Here is a 16004-nt window from a genome sequence, read left to right on the forward strand (position 1 = left end):
AAAGATCTCACCCTTACGGTCGAGATGACTCATTACGTAGTATTTGCTAGTTCTAAAACTTTATTTGCTATTTCTTCGGCGGCATCGGGCCGTGCAAGCTGTTTGGCCGCGTTACCCATTTTAGTTAATTGTTGTTTGTCAGTGATTACGTATTTGACAGCCTCAGTTAAACTTTGATTCAAATCCTTATCCTCGATCATTTTTGATGCACCATTATCAACCATCGATTTTGCATTTTTTGTCTGGTGATCACCGGCTACATTAGGCGACGGTACCAGGATACTTGGCTTACCGGTCAGTGCCAGCTCCGCACAGGAGAGGGCCCCGGCGCGACTGATAACCAAATCAGCCACGGCGTATGCTTTTGGCATATCATGGATAAAATCTTTGAGTCGCAGATTTTCAAAATCATTAGGTTTCAATTTACTTCGCAGCTGATCGTAATAGCGTTTTCCACACTGCCAGATAACTTGCAGGTTCAGCTCGTTGTGTAACTTGTTAATGTTCTGCAACATCGCTTCATTAATCTTTTTGGCACCACCGCTGCCGCCCAAAACCAAGAGTGTCCGTTTGTTGCTATTAAAATCGAATGATTCATAAGCTTCGTTGGCATCCACTTCAGTCAGCGATTTCCGCGTTGGATTACCGGCTACTTTTGTTTTATCGCTTGGGAAATACTGTTCGGCATCTTTAAAGGCGGTGAAAATGAGCGCGGCGTCACGTCCCAAAATTCGGTTCGTCACACCCGGATAGCTGTTCTGCTCCTGGATGACAAGTGGAATGCCTTTTTTAGCTGCAATCCATCCTACAGGTCCCGCCACATATCCACCACAAGAAATTGCAATATCTGGTTTATACTTGTTGATGATCATAAAACTCTGTATCAAACTTGTGCCGAGTTTAACCGGAAACAGCAGGTTTTTAAGCGTGAATCGCCGGTGAAAGCCGCTGATCCAAATGCTGGTAATATCATAGCCCGCTTTGGATACAGCCTCCCACTCCATGTGGGTTTTTGTGCCTACAAACAGAATATCTACATACTCTGATGCCTTACGCAGTGCGTCAGCAATAGCGATAGCAGGATATACGTGCCCACCTGTACCTCCGGCTGCTATGAGCACTTTTATTTTCCGGCCCATAGCAGTAGAGGTTTGTGTGTCCTGCGATGATATGTTCTTTGCAGCGCTATGCATAAAACACGGGGCGCTTGTTGGGATTTTGTTTCGAAATATTCATTAAGATACCGATCATCAGCCCTGCGAAGAGGATGCTGGTACCACCGTAGCTTACAAAGGGCATAGGCAGTCCCGTCACGGGCAGTAGCCCGCTGGCTACACCGGCATTGATAAATCCATATAGTACAATTGTCAGGGTGCAGGCCACTGCTATAAGCATGCCGAGCGTATCGGGAGCGTTCTTAGCGATTTTTCCGATACCGCGGAATAAAATTACCGTGAAAAGTAATATCAGCGACACAGAACCCACTAATCCATATTCTTCGGCGATGATGGCGAAAATAAAATCGTTGTAGGGAGCGGGAAGAAAATCTCGCTGTGTACTCTGGCCAATTCCCACACCTAAAACTTCACCCTGGGCAATGGCAATATGAGCCTGTTGTGCCTGGTATCCTTCCCCGATATTGAATTCCTGACTGTTGATATCCACAACCTGATTTACATACTGTTCAATGCGGCTTTGCCGTTCGGGCGATTGAGAGATTAAAACCGTCGCTCCCATCAGCCCAATAAGTACAAGCGCACCCAGCTGCATTGTACTAATGCGTCCTATAAACATGACGAGTAGTGAGAGGACCAGTAATACTGCAGCACTGCTGAAATCTTCGAGTCCAATTAGTCCGCAGGTGATAATTACCCAGAACATGATGGGCAGAAAAGCTCGTTTGAAATCTTTTATATATTCTTGTTTTTGATCGAGCAGGACCGATATATGAATGAGCAGCGCCAGTGATGCGAAGGAGGCCGGCTGAAATGAAAATCCAACAATGTTGAGTGAGCGTTTGGCACCAAACACTTCTGTGCCGTATATCATGACTGCAATGAGCAGCAGCCAGCTTCCAACTACTGCCAGCCGACTGAATCGAGCCAGGTGATGGTAGTTAATTTTGGAGAAAATAAGCATGGCTAAAAAGGCGATTCCCAACTTCATTACATGATCCATCACCAGTTTTCCGGCTGTCGTATGACTGCTTTCAGCGAAATAGGCAATGGACGAGTACACAGCCAGTACTCCAAATACCATCAGTATAATGACCGATACCAACAGCACACGATCACTGCCCTGTTTAGGCGTATCAATATCATCAGGGCTGGTGCCCATGATGGAAGAAATATTTTTATTTGGCGTTGTATAGATCACTTCGTGATAAATTTCAAAGATTCAAAACTCAAATTTCAAATAGCTGGGTTTGAATTTATTTGTAATTTGTTGTTTGCTATTTAGACTAAAGTCTGTTTACTGCTTTTTTAAATTCATTTCCACGGTGTTCATAATTATCATACATGTCGAACGAAGCACAGGCCGGACTCAATAGCACAACTTCTCCGCGTTTAGCTACATTTTTTGCTTCCCGAACGGCCTCATTCATAGTTTCAGCTGTTTTAAACATTGGTACTATTGATTTCAGCTGTTCCTCAATCATAGGTCGTGCTTCACCAATGGCGATAACGGTATGTACTTTTTGGCAGATTTGGTCAGCCAGCTCTGTATAATCGTTGCCTTTGTCACGCCCACCCAGAATTAATGTTATCGGTACGTTAAAACTGTCAAGGGCGTACCAAACGGCATTGATATTGGTTGCTTTACTGTCATTTACATATTTGACGCCCTGAACGGTACGAACCTGTTCCAGGCGATGCTCTACGCCTTCAAAAGTGCGCAGACTTTCGCGAATGATGTCGTTTTTAATTTCAGAAGCTCGTGCAGCCAGTGCTGTAGCCAAGCCGTTATTCAAATTGTGCTTTCCAGATAAATTTACATCACTCACAGGCATTAATACCTCTTCTTCTTGGTTAAACTTCAAAATGATGTTCTGATTGCGGACGAATGCTCCTGCACTTTCCGGTTCCTGCTGGTTTGAAAAAGCCAGCAGTTGCGGTGTATCCGCTTTTTTTTTAAGGGTTTCCACATGCCCGGTAATGGTCGGATCGTCATAATTGTAGATGAACCAATCCCGGGAGGTCTGGTTCTCTGTAATACGAAATTTTGATGCCGCATACTTTGTAAAATCATTTTCATATCGATCCAGATGATCGGCTGTAATATTTAGTAGTAGTCCAATATGCGGGTGAAACGTGTCGATATGATCCAGCTGAAAACTGCTCACTTCTAGTAGTGCTTCTCCATCTTCGCTGGTTTCCTCCACTTTGTCAGAAAATGCATAGCCGATATTGCCTCCGGTAATATGTTGGCGATCGGCCAGCTTCCATGTATGATCGAGCCAGTTTGTTACTGTGGTTTTGCCATTGCTGCCGGTCACGGCTACTATGGCACTTTTGTTGAACCAGCTGGCGATCTCTATTTCGGAAAATACCTCTTTGCCGGTTTCCAAATATTCCTGCACCAGGGGAGCCTCTGTTGGCACTCCCGGACTCAAAGCCAGAAAATCGCCGCCGCGTGCTTTTTGCGTGTGACCGTTCTCTTCAAAGGGTATATCAAGCTCTTTCAATTTCGTTTTCACCGATTTGTCGATCTTGCTGTGATCGGTGACAAATACACGAGCTCCCTTCCGCTTCAGCAGAGAAGCGACGGCCAGTCCGCTGCGTGCGGCTCCGGCAACAACGATATGTCGATTCTTTACTTCTCTCATCGCAACTTGAGGGTTAATAGGCTTAGAATTCCGAGGAGTACAGCAATAATCCAGAATCGTACGACAATCTTTGATTCCGGCAGACCTTTTTTCTCAAAGTGATGGTGTATCGGGGTCATCAGAAAAACGCGTTTGCCTTCACCATACTTTCGCCTGGTGTATTTGAAATAGGTTGTTTGAATAATTACAGAAACAGTTTCTACAAAGAAGATGCCGCAGATTATTGGCAGCAGTAGCTCTTTGTGAAGCATGAGTGCCAGGGCCCCGAATGATCCTCCCAGGGCAAGTGAGCCTGTATCTCCCATAAATACTGATGCGGGATACGTGTTATACCAGAGGAATCCCATGCAGGCCCCAACAAGGGACGTACAGAAAATGGTGAGTTCACCGGCACCGGGCAGATAAAGGATATCGAGAAATTCCGAGAAGTCAGTTCGTCCCGACACATAGGCAAAAATTCCGAGTATTAAACCTGCAATAGCTGATGTACCGGCAGCCAGCCCATCCAGCCCATCCGTGAGATTAGTGGCATTACTTACAGCTGTTATCACAAAAATCACCATGGGTATGTATATCACCCAGCCAAGAGCTTCACCGAGAAAAGCGTAATCGATGTTTACATTTTTCAAAAATGGAACAGTTGAAAGCGTGTTGAATTCCTGAAATTCAGGCCAGAAATAGAGCGTAAGCCCGAGCAGTAACCCAACTGTAATCTGTCCGGCAACTTTTAACCTGCCGCTTAATCCGGTCTTATCCTTCTTTACCACTTTGATGTAATCATCTACAAATCCCACAACGCCCAGGATGAGCGTTACCAGAATGATCATCCATGTATAGATACTGTCCATGGGCATCCAGAGGATGGCAGGAATGAGGATTGCCAGCAGAATAATGATACCGCCCATGGTGGGAGTATGAGCTTTTCCCAGGTGCGTATCGAGACCGATATCTTCACGGATAACTTCACGAAGCTGCATTCTCTCGAGCCATTCGATGATGCGGCGACCAATCAATAAGCTGATAAACAACGCCATGGCAGCCGCAATAGCTGCTCGAGTGGTAATAAACTCAAATGCACCAAAACCAGGCGGTTCATAAGTAACTTCAAGCCAGTGTAAGAGTTCGTACAGCATCAGCCCTCCATGTTTTTAGGATTGGCATTTCTGTGCTGTAGCGCAGTTCTCGCTATCTGACGGTCATCAAAATCGTGACGCTCACCCATAATTTCCTGATAGGTTTCGTGCCCTTTTCCGGCAATTAAGATCATTGTATCGGCATCGCCGTCTTTAATTGCGTTTTCAATTGCTTGCTTGCGATCCGTAATGCGATCAATGACATTCGGATTCTCAAAGCCATTCATAACTTCATCGATTATTGCATCGGGATCTTCATCCCGCGGGTTATCGGAGGTAACGGTCACTTTGTCGGCGTACTGCTCGGCAATCCGACCCATTTTAGGTCGCTTTGTTTTATCCCGGTTACCGCCACATCCAAAAATGATGTGTAGTTGTTGATTTTCTTTTTTGATTTCGGCCAGGGTAGAAGCTACATTTTCCAATGCATCGGGAGTATGTGCATAATCCACCAGCACAAGCGGATGGTCATCTTCTCCGGCAATACTAACACGTTCAAGACGTCCCGCAGGACCCGGCGCGGCCTCTAGTGCCTCTTTTATCTCATTATCTTCATATCCCAGTGCGCGACAGATCAAAAATGCCTCAGTAAGATTATAGGCGTTGAAGGTGCCGATCAGAGAACTTTTGATCATCGTTTGATCGATGCGGACGACCAAACCTTCCATCGTATTCGATAGCACCTGGCAATCAACTTGCAGCGCTTCCTTAAAGCTGAAGTTTACCACACGGGCCAGACAGTCCATGGTCATAAAGGCGGCTTTGTCATCATCGCCATTGATGATTGCGGTTGCATCAGCGTTGAGATCGTCAAAAAGCCGTTTCTTGGATGCTGCGTAATCCTCCAGCGTTTTGTGATAATCCAGATGATCGTGACTAATATTGGTAAATGCTGCTACATCGAAATCAATCCCGTTAACTCGTTTTTGGTCGAGTGCATGTGATGAAACCTCCATGACTACGTGTGTGGATTCGGCATCGACCATTTCGGCCATATCTGCGGCCAGCTCAATAGGGTCGGAGGTTGTCAAAGAACTTTGTACCTGTTGGCTGCCGATCCGCTTGCCTGTAGTACCAAGCTGTGACGGATTAGCTCCCAATTGTTGCAAAGTCTGATATACCAGCGTGGCAACGGTCGTTTTACCGTTGGTTCCGGTAATTCCGATCACTGTTAAATTCTTAGCCGGATTACCTTCAAAAGCTTGTGCCAGCGGACCAATCAGCGATCTGGTATCATCAACCCGAATGGTGCAAACATTTTTGATGGGATATGAATCTTCACTAATGATAATTGATGCGCCATTGGCAACAGCATCCTCAATAAAATCGTGACCATCTGTCTGAAAACCCCGTATAGCAATAAATACTGAATTATCCTGCACTTGGCGGGAATCCTGCGTGAGCGTACCAATCTCATTCGGCTCCGGACCGGAGACGTTGATTGGGTCACAAAGCGATATGAGGTGATCAAATGTCACTCTGTTGCTCCTTTAGCTGTTAAAGATTCCAGTGCTTTGGCTTTTCCGCGGATAGTAACAGTACGGCCCTGTTTCATCTTATCACCGGGACGGGGAAACTGTGTGTAAACCGTTCCAGAACCAATGGTTTCAGCTTTATAGCCGCGACTATTGATGAGCTGTGTTGCCTTACGCATGCTCATTCCGCCCACATCGGGAATTATGGAATATTCCTCCGCTAACTCTGCTGTATCAACAGCAGCAGTTGAAGATGATAGTTCAAGAATAATTTTATCCTCGGGAGATAGAACAGATCCCGCCTGTGGAGTTTGTGCAATAACTTGGTCACCGTTTCCTTTTAAGTCATATGCCAGTTTTTGGTTTCCTAAAATTGCTTTTGCCTCATCTTTAGACAATCCTTTTAGGTCGGGGGCATAAGCCCAGGTGTTACTGTCTAAATCCTGTTGCAGGATCTGTTTTTCAATTTCGTTATCAAGTCCTGCGATCCGATTAGCCGTCTCCCGGAAAATTGGTCCGGCTGTAATACCACCGTAAGGGGGATAGATGTCGGGGTCATCAAGCACTATCAGGCATACATATTTCGGATCTTCGGATGGGAAATATCCCACAAAAGAAGATCGATATTCATTGCGATAACGGCCGCCGATATATTTTTGAGCGGTGCCGGTTTTACCACCGATAGTAAGTCCTTTGACCTGGGCATAATCGGCGGTACCTGAATCGGAAACAACATCCTTAAATACAGGATAGAGCTTTTCAATCGTAGATTTCTTTGCAATTTGTCGTACCGTCACATCACGGTGTTGCCATACAATATTGTCACTGCCGTCTGTCATTTTTTCTACCAGGTAGGGCCGCTTCATTGTTCCGCCGTTTGCAAAAGCTGCGTACGCCTGGGCCAACTGAATGGGGGTTACCTGCACTTCATAACCGATAGACATCCACGGTAATGTAACCTGGCTCCATTCAAAAGGTTTCGGCAGCCGTCCTGATTCTTCATTGGGCAGGTCAATATTTGTGGATGTGCCGAATCCCAGGTTGCGCGCATACTGGTAATATGAATCCCGGGAGAGTCGCATAGCTATTTGGGCCGTAGCTACGTTTGATGATTTGGAGATTACTTCGGGAAATGTAAGGGTTCCCAGCGGTTCGTGATCGCGCATCCACTGGCCGTGAATAAGCACTTCTCCATCTTCAGGAGTTTCAAAGGTCTCATCGAATTGTACTTTCTGCTGTTCTACAGCAGCGATGGCTGTAACGAGTTTAAAAGTAGAGCCGGGTTCGATCATATCCGAGATCGCAAAATTCCTGCGATTCGTATTGTTGAGAGAGGAAGGGTTGTTGGGATTGAATGTGGGATAGTTAGCCATCGCTTTGATGGCTCCTGTTTTGGGATTCATGACAATAGCCGAACCGTAGGACGAACTCGTTCTGTCAATCCCGGCTTTAAGTTCTTCTTCCAGAATTGCCTGGATGTGAGAATCAATGGTAGTATAAAGCGAATATCCCTGCTGCGGCTGTTTACGAGGTGCTCCTATATAAGCAGAAATGTTTCCATTTCGATCCCGACGTACTTGCTGCACTCCGTCTTTACCGCTTAGTGCGTCATCATATTCTTTTTCAAGTCCTGTCACTCCATCCATATTGTGATTTACAAATCCAATAGAATGAGCCGCAAGAGAACCAAAATTATAGCGTCGTTTATACTCTTCTTCGAGAATAACGGCGCGGTTATCGAGTTGCCGGAGGGCTTCGTATGCTTCGGCATCGATATTCTTGCTTAGTACGACATAACGCGAGCTAGCAGGAGCAGAGTCAATTTTTTGCAGAAACTGCCCAGCCGATTGTGGAGTATATTTAGCCAGGGAATCGCAAAGTTGCCGAATTTGTGAACGGGTGATACCGTTTAGTTTGGGATCCACAGCCACTTTGTAAGCTACCGAATTGGTAGCGAGTAAACTCCGGTTCTCATCGTAAATATTGCCGCGTTGTGCAGGTATTGAGATATAATCAATAGCTTGCTCATTCCAGAGTTCGCGCAGTTCATCGCCTTCTACAAAATTGATGCGGAATAGCTGCATACCAATGGCACATGGCACCAGAAGTACCAGCCCAAAAACCACAAACATCCGATTTAGTATAGAAGACCTGTTTTTTTGCATTATTTTTGCACCTCAATCACCTTTTCGGCGGGCCCGCCGTTGATAAACCCTCTGTTTTTGGCTTTTTCATAGATCTCAGAAGGACCTGTCATACGGTCATATCTTAACCGGTAATCATCGTGCATCCGTTTTACCTGGTTATATTCCCGTTCAAGCTGATTTACTTCTTGAAGAAGCTCTTGAGTAGCAAATACGTGATTCAGATATAATATGCCGAGTAGTCCCATAGCAATAGTACCAACGATAATTTTCCACGGCTTTACCTTCGGAAGTGAAAACTTGCCGTTCTTACTTTCTTTGGATTTTATACGTTTGCCATAATTCCCCCCGTTAGAGCGGAAACTTGTTTCTCGGCGTGTTTTCTGCTGTTTCCCATTAGAGGGGGTGCGCTTGTTCTTTTTGACTTTATCTTTTTTCATCGGAGATTTTATCAGCATACTACACCTCCGGCTGTTTTATCTTTTCCGCAACGCGCATTTTTGCACTTCGTGCCGCGGGATTTTTTTCTACTTCTTCTTCCGAAGGTCGTATGATGCCGCCAGAAATTTCTTCAATAGGAGTCAGGGGGTTTCCATAAAAATCTTTTTCAATTTCTCCTTGGTGGTTCCCGGCTTTAAAGAATTTTTTTACAATGCGATCTTCCAGCGAATGATAGCTAATAGCAACAATACGTCCGCCGACAGGTATCAGCTCCAGAGACTGATCCAGAACGTTACGCAGCATATCCAGCTCGCGATTTACCTCGATTCGTATCCCCTGAAAAACCCGGGCTACGCTTTTGATTTGGTGTTGCCCGTGAACAACAGCTTCTACAGCTTCACGCAATTCCGTAGTTGTTTCTAAGGGGCGACGATTAATAATTTCGCGGGCAATTTCACGGCTCAATCGTTCTTCACCGTAATGATAGATTACATCGCGCAGGTCTTCATACGAATATTCGTTAACAACCTGATATGCTGTGATACCGCGAAGATTGCTCATTCGCATGTCCAGCGGACCTTCTTTTTGGTAGGTAAATCCGCGTTCTGCCTCTTTTATTTGATGTGTGGAGAGTCCGAGATCAAGAAGGATTCCGGCTACCTCCCCATGGAGTTCTGGGGGTAATAGCCTGGAGAGGTAACCGAAATTGCCTTTGATCGTAGAAAAACGCTTATCGCTGCCAATGCGAGAACTCGCGGCAGCAAGCGCTTCGTCGTCTTGATCGATTCCAATAAGTTGAGCGTCGTCATTTAAGTGGGATAACAATGCCTGGCTGTGTCCTCCACCGCCAAGCGTAGCATCGACGTAGATACCGCTTGGATCCGTAACTAAATAGTCTACGGATTCTTCCAGCAATACCGGCTGATGCTCATGATATGTATCATTGTTGTTCATTATTATGGTCATCGCCACCCATCACGCGCTCAAAGAGTTCTTGATACGATTCGAAATCAAGGTCGGCATCAACTTCATCGAGTTTCTGCGGCGCCCATATCTCAATTCGTTCGCCGCTGCCAATAAAAATGGCTTTACCGTCTATGCCGGCCCATTCTGCCAGTTGTGAAGGGAGAGGAATGCGATTCTGGTTATCCAGTGTCAGGTCTTCGGCAAAACGCAGGAAATTGCGCTTGACCGTGCGACCTTCTTTTGTAAAGCTGTTGATCTGGGAAAGCTTATTCTCTACTTTCTGCCACTCATCTTCTGGGTAGAGATAAAGGCAGGGTTCAAGACCTCGCAAGATAGTGAAACGTTCTTGCGCCTGGGGATTCAGGGACTTACGCAGTTTAGCCGGGAAGCTAACGCGTCCTTTTTTATCAACACTATGTTTATATTGACCCTTAAAGCTAGGCATATAAAGTCCCCAGAATTACAGCATTATATCGAATTCGACCAAGTGGACATGAACTCCCACATTCTCCCACTTCACCCCACAATGTACCCCGAAAGGGAGGAATATGTCAAGAAAAGATTATGATAATCTTGTAATAAAGTTTTGATCTATTTAATAAAGCGATGTAAATGTCTACTTCTGCACACAGAGGCGGGTTTTTGAACGGTTTTTCTTTATTTGCAAAGGATATGGGAAAAGAAGTGGTAGGTTGTGGGGAATGTGGTAAGATGTGGTAGAAGCGCTTATGCAGTTGCTCAAATATTAGTTTGGAGAATAACTTTCTGAAACTCATTGTATATCTGTTTTCCATGTAGAATATCGAAACAGATAGATCGTGAGTAAGTCGGAGCGCTGCTCCGACAACAAAATCCAAGGGCAGACTGGCAAATTAGATAAATACCCACCAACTTGGTTGCATTCCTCTGATGTGCGATCTATCGGGACCAAAAGTAAAGAAAATGAAATCCATAGTCCGAACGGACGCTCGAACTATGATAGATTTATATAAACCCTGGGCGGGAGCAGAGCTCCCTCCAAACTTATAAAGTTGATACGTTCCGCACCGGAGGTACGGAACGAGATTAGTGAGAAAGTTGCCAAAAAATCTCACTACTCAATACTACCGTTGCCTCCTTATATTTTTTAAGCTATTCTTGCAAGCAGTAACTTTTGCCAATTGAACGGCAGGATTTGTATCATTATGAGTTATTTAAAAATTAATGGCTGGAATTATGAAAAGGACTACTAACTTATTTTTATCAGTTTTACTACTAACAATGTTTATGCTGGCAGGCTGCTCTTCACAGCAGGCGGCGATGGATAATTCGGAGATAACTGCCGATGAATCAGAAGGAACAACTTCAGAATCCGTTACGCTCGAGGATTACAAACGCGCCGAGCAGTTTCTCTGGCAAAATACCAGTGATAAGGTGCTGGGGGAGGTATCCGGAGAAACGTGGACAGGCGACGGTGTTTTAATCTATAATACTCGTACTGCGGATGGCAGAGAATATATTCTTGCCGATCCTGTTACGGGGAAAAAACGTGAAGCTTTTGATCACCAGCAATTGGCGGAAAGTCTAAATGAGTTGACAGAGCGAGAGCAGGATCCAAATAATCTGTCTCTGAGCTCTATTAAACTTTCTGATGATGGAGATACACTTACCTATCAAGTGAGGGGGATTCGCTATCAGACAGATTTAACAAACTATGAAACTGAAAAATTACCTCCGATCAAGGAACCCCAGGAGATATTATCGCCGGATGGTAAAAAAGCGGTTTATATTAAAGATCATAACCTGTGGATGCGCAACACCGAAACCGACGAGCACACGCAGCTCACTACTGACGGTGAAGAACATTATGGTTATGCAACAAATAACGCGGGATGGATTAAAAGCGATCGGCCGGTATTACTGTGGGGGCCAAACTCCGAGAAAATCGCCACCTTTCAGCACGACAGCCGCGGAGTCGGAGAGATGTATCTATACAATACCAAAGTGGGGCATTCTGATTTAGAAAAATGGAAATATCCGCTGCCGGGAGACAGCACAGTCTTTAAAATTGAACGCGTGGTAATTCACGCTGATGAAGAAAATCCGGAAGTAGTCCGTTTGGATATGGAGCCCGATTTCCACCGCTCAACGATTTCTGATCATATAGCTGACTGGGACGGTACATTTCTGGATGCCGAGTGGAGCGACGACGGATCGCAGCTGGCTTTTGTCTCTTCATCCCGTAACCACCAGGTGGCACAGTTACGTATAGCCGATCCGAATTCTGGTGAAGTACGCGATGTGCTGCGCGAAGAGGTTGATACTTATTTTGAATCGGGTTACAGCGAAGAGAGCTGGCGTGTGCTTGAAGAATCAAATGATGTAATCTGGTTTTCGGAGCGTGACAACTGGGGGCATCTTTATTTATATGATCTGGAAAGCGGAGAGCTGAAACATCAGATTACAGAAGGGGACTGGCGCGTACTGGATCTGCAGTTTGTAGATGAGGAAAATCGCACACTTTATTTTACCGGATCAAATCGCGAAGAGGGAAATCCCTATTACCACTATCTTTATAAGATAAACATGGACGGGTCCGGACTGACAAATCTGACTCCGGAGCAGCAGCATCACCAGATAACATGGTCAGATTCAAAAGAATATTTTACGGATACATATTCCACACCCGATACCCCGTCGGTTTCGGTAATTCGGGATCTCAATGGTGAAGTTGTTATGGAATTGGAAAAGGCGGACATCAGCCAATTAAAAGAAGAAGGTTGGGTGGCTCCTGAGCAGTTCAGCGTAAAGGCACGTGATGGTGAAACCGATCTGTATGGACTGATGTATAAACCAACAAATTTCGATTCTACTAAATCCTATCCCGTATTGAACTATCTGTATCCCGGTCCGCAGTCGGGCAGTGTGGGCTCTCGTTCATTCAGACCTTCGCGTTCTGATAAGCAAGCGCTTGCCGAGCTCGGATTTATTGTTGTTGAAGTAGATGCCATGGGTACGCCGGGACGGTCTAAGTCATTTCATGATGCCTATTACGGTGACATGGGCGACAATGGAATCCCCGATCAAATAGCTATGATTAAGGAGTTGGGAGAACGCCATTCGTGGATGGATCTCGATCGAGTAGGTATTTGGGGACATTCCGGTGGTGGATTTGCCTCAACACGTGCAATTTTGGAATATCCTGATTTTTACAAAGTAGCAGTGTCTGGTGCCGGAAATCATGATAATCGTAATTATGAAGATGACTGGGGTGAAAAATGGCATGGACTTCTTAAAAAGAAGGAAAATGTAGATGAAGACGAGCTAGGCCTATATGAACAAGGCGATAATTACGACAAGCAGGCTAATCAATTGTTAGCTGAAAATTTGGAAGGCAAGTTGCTTATTGCTCACGGTATGATGGACAGCAATGTGCCGCCTACAAATACGCTGCTGGTTGTTGATGCTTTGATCAAAGCGGACAAAGATTTTGATATGGTGGTATTCCCGAATGCAGGGCATGGATTCGGAAATTCGCGCTACTTTATGAATCGTCGATGGGATTATTTCGTGAAGTATCTGAAGGGAGAAGAACCACCTTCAGAATTTTTGTTCGGGGACAATATCCGATGACAGGATTCTTACCCATTCCTGTGTGTGTAGTTGCGAGGGAGCTCTGCTCCCGAGGTGAAATAACATTATTATCTCGTCCCGATGCCTGCCCTTCGTAGCTTTAGCGTAGTTGGGCTCTGCGTCGGGACCGGAGAGAAGCGCTCTGCGTTTAAACTGTTTATTTACACGCCAGCGGGGGATAAGTCTGAGAAATGCGTTGTTTCGATTCGTGTAACAGATGCGGAGCGTCTTTTAGTTGTTCAGCCGCAGAGCAACTGAACGAGAAATGGATGGGAAGTAGTATCAGCATGCTAATTATAAAAATCCGTAAAAATAATAAAGGCCGGTCTAGGCGACCGGCCTTTATTTTTCGAGTGACTACCCAATGGCCACTCTTTTGTGCAGTAAACAGCACCTGTAGATGTTTTGGCTCTCCCCATTAATTGTTTTGCTTGAGCTCTCGACAAGCAGTGTGTGTTTTCTTATCTCTCTCGTTCTTTTCTCTTGTTTTTCTCTCTCAGTCCTCTCTCTTAGTTTTCTTTTTTAAATTAATTTAGCTTTCTGATTAAGGACATTTTGGTTTCCGTCATTATCATAATGATTCACTGACTAAAAAACATATAAGTGAGAGCAATCTAACCTAGGTTAAAAACTCTTATAGATATATAAGAAGCCTTTATAAAACAGGCATTATAAATTTCTAAAAGCGGTAATTTTAAAATTGGCCATGCGTAATTTCTCTGGTCAGGAAGTAAGCTTGATCAGCATACCAGCTGAAGCATTTTATTGGTTTGGCTCCGTTCATAAGTGCTTGACTAGCTTCCGGTTAGCGGTTTTGTAATATCTAACAATCAGGCAATAAGTCAGATCTAATGTCAAAATCTACTAAGGATGCTATGGCAACTCCGTAGCACCCATTAAATAGCGATCACATTCTCGGGCCGCACCGCGGCCTTCATTGATAGCCCATACAATCAGGCTTTGTCCGCGACGCATGTCTCCGGCAGCAAAAACGCCATCCACATTTGTATGATAGTCGCCGTGTTCTGTTTTGGCATTAGAGCGTTCATCGCGTTCTATTTTCAGTTGATCCAGTACCGGGCTTTCAGGACCTAAGAATCCCATTGCTAACAAAACCAGGTCGGCCTTCCAGGCTTTTTCTGTACCGGAAATTTCTTTGGGTTCTTTTTGACCCTCTTCATTGGTTATCCATTCTATTTCTACGGTATGCAGCTCTTTTACATTACCGTTGCCATCACCTACGAATTTCTTAGTCATCACCTGGAATTCACGCGGATCGTCTCCAAAGTGAGCCTGGGCTTCTTCCTGTCCGTAATCTACTTTATAAACATTGGGCCATTCGGGCCATGGATTATCCTGCGAGCGACTTTCGGGAGGTTTGGGTAAAATCTCAAACTGTGTCAGACTTTTACAGTTATGCCGCATAGAAGTACTAACGCAATCGGTGCCTGTATCGCCGCCGCCGATAACAATGACTTCTTTATCTTTTGCAGATATATATTCTCCGTCTTTGTGATTGGAATCCAACAGACTTTCTACATTGGCGTGCAGAAACTCCATCGCAAAATGAATACCGTCGAGATCCCGCCCCTCGATTTCCAGATTGCGTGGATTGGTAGCACCACAGGCAAGAATAACAGCGTCATAATCGTTGCTTAGTTTAGAGGCATGAATATCCTCTCCGATTTCAGTATTGGTAATAAAGTTGATGCCCTCATCAGCCATTAAATCCACGCGACGTTTGACGACCGATTTATCCATTTTTTGATTCGGAATGCCATACATCAACAAGCCGCCAATTTTATCATGGCGCTCGTAAACTGTCACATTATGCCCTGCTTTATTGAGTTGATCAGCGGCGGCAAGTCCTGCAGGACCAGATCCGACAATAGCCACTTTTTTGTCGGTTCGATTTTCCGGGGGATTTGGTGTAACCCATCCCTCCTCAAAGCCTTTGTCGATAATTGCCTGTTCAATACTCTTGATGGCTACCGGCGGATCGATAATCCCGAGCACACAAGAGCTTTCACAGGGAGCAGGGCAGGCGCGGCCCGTAAACTCCGGGAAGTTATTGGTTTTGTGAAGCCGGTGCAGAGCTTCTTTCCATTTTCCCTTGTACACCAGATGGTTCCACTCAGGAATAAGATTGTGAATCGGGCATCCCATCGTTTTTCCATTTTTTTCTTCACCTGTCTGGCAAAAAGGGATACCGCAGTCCATACATCGTGCACCCTGTTCCTTTAGTTTTTCTTCGGAATGATGTTCATGGTATTCTTCCCAGTCTTTGATCCTTTCCTTAGGATCTCTGCTTGGTGTCTCTATACGCTCGAATTCCATGAATCCGGTTGGTTTACCCATAATATTTCAGCTGATTAATTCTGATGTTAAAGTTTTGCGAACTGGTATT

General features: G+C 45.0%; 11 protein-coding genes. 1 reads left to right on the top strand and 10 read right to left on the bottom strand.

Annotated elements, in window-relative coordinates; translation table 11 throughout:
* Positions 1–32: 32 nt before the first annotated feature.
* The 9 genes from murG to mraZ all read right to left on the bottom strand — a co-directional run bounded on the left by murG (position 33) and on the right by mraZ (position 10430).
* A complete protein-coding gene (gene murG, locus ACT3ID_RS03145; RefSeq protein WP_491540521.1) occupies positions 33–1193 on the bottom strand; it encodes an undecaprenyldiphospho-muramoylpentapeptide beta-N-acetylglucosaminyltransferase in 1161 nt (386 codons plus the stop codon).
* The gene (locus ACT3ID_RS03150; protein WP_491540522.1) at positions 1186–2337 is read right to left on the bottom strand and encodes an FtsW/RodA/SpoVE family cell cycle protein; all 1152 of its coding nucleotides are present in this window, start codon (positions 2335–2337) and stop codon (positions 1186–1188) included. The genes murG and ACT3ID_RS03150 overlap by 8 nt, the downstream gene beginning before the upstream one ends.
* A gap of 124 nt (positions 2338–2461) precedes the next feature.
* Positions 2462–3826, bottom strand: coding sequence for a UDP-N-acetylmuramoyl-L-alanine--D-glutamate ligase (gene murD, locus ACT3ID_RS03155; RefSeq protein WP_491540523.1), 1365 nt, complete (start codon positions 3824–3826; stop codon positions 2462–2464).
* Positions 3823–4959, bottom strand: coding sequence for a phospho-N-acetylmuramoyl-pentapeptide-transferase (gene mraY, locus ACT3ID_RS03160; RefSeq protein ID WP_491540524.1), 1137 nt, complete (start codon positions 4957–4959; stop codon positions 3823–3825). Before mraY ends, murD begins: the two co-directional genes overlap by 4 nt.
* The gene (locus tag ACT3ID_RS03165; protein WP_491540525.1) at positions 4959–6437 is read right to left on the bottom strand and encodes a UDP-N-acetylmuramoyl-L-alanyl-D-glutamate--2,6-diaminopimelate ligase; all 1479 of its coding nucleotides are present in this window, start codon (positions 6435–6437) and stop codon (positions 4959–4961) included. Before ACT3ID_RS03165 ends, mraY begins: the two co-directional genes overlap by 1 nt.
* Positions 6434–8599 (bottom strand): penicillin-binding transpeptidase domain-containing protein, encoded by a 2166-nt coding sequence (locus tag ACT3ID_RS03170; protein WP_491540526.1) that lies wholly within the window; start codon positions 8597–8599, stop codon positions 6434–6436. The genes ACT3ID_RS03165 and ACT3ID_RS03170 overlap by 4 nt, the downstream gene beginning before the upstream one ends.
* Positions 8599–9036 (bottom strand): hypothetical protein, encoded by a 438-nt coding sequence (locus tag ACT3ID_RS03175; RefSeq protein ID WP_491540527.1) that lies wholly within the window; start codon positions 9034–9036, stop codon positions 8599–8601. The genes ACT3ID_RS03170 and ACT3ID_RS03175 overlap by 1 nt, the downstream gene beginning before the upstream one ends.
* A gap of 1 nt (position 9037) precedes the next feature.
* The gene (gene rsmH, locus ACT3ID_RS03180) at positions 9038–9973 is read right to left on the bottom strand and encodes a 16S rRNA (cytosine(1402)-N(4))-methyltransferase RsmH (protein ID WP_491540528.1); all 936 of its coding nucleotides are present in this window, start codon (positions 9971–9973) and stop codon (positions 9038–9040) included.
* Positions 9960–10430: a division/cell wall cluster transcriptional repressor MraZ gene (mraZ, locus tag ACT3ID_RS03185; protein WP_491540529.1), complete on the bottom strand. Its 471-nt coding sequence runs from the start codon at positions 10428–10430 to the stop codon at positions 9960–9962. Before mraZ ends, rsmH begins: the two co-directional genes overlap by 14 nt.
* A 770-nt stretch (positions 10431–11200) precedes the next feature.
* Here mraZ and ACT3ID_RS03190 point away from each other — a divergent pair.
* On the top strand, positions 11201–13597 hold the full coding sequence (locus ACT3ID_RS03190) for a S9 family peptidase (RefSeq protein WP_491540530.1): 2397 nt from the start codon (positions 11201–11203) through the stop codon (positions 13595–13597).
* An 873-nt stretch (positions 13598–14470) separates the two neighbouring features.
* Here the strand turns inward: ACT3ID_RS03190 and ACT3ID_RS03195 are convergent.
* Entirely contained in the window at positions 14471–15955 is a 1485-nt protein-coding gene (locus ACT3ID_RS03195) for a glutamate synthase subunit beta (RefSeq protein ID WP_491540531.1), read from the bottom strand.
* Positions 15956–16004: the final 49 nt, after the last annotated feature.

The sequence above is a fragment of the Fodinibius sp. GM108 genome (assembly GCF_058386985.1).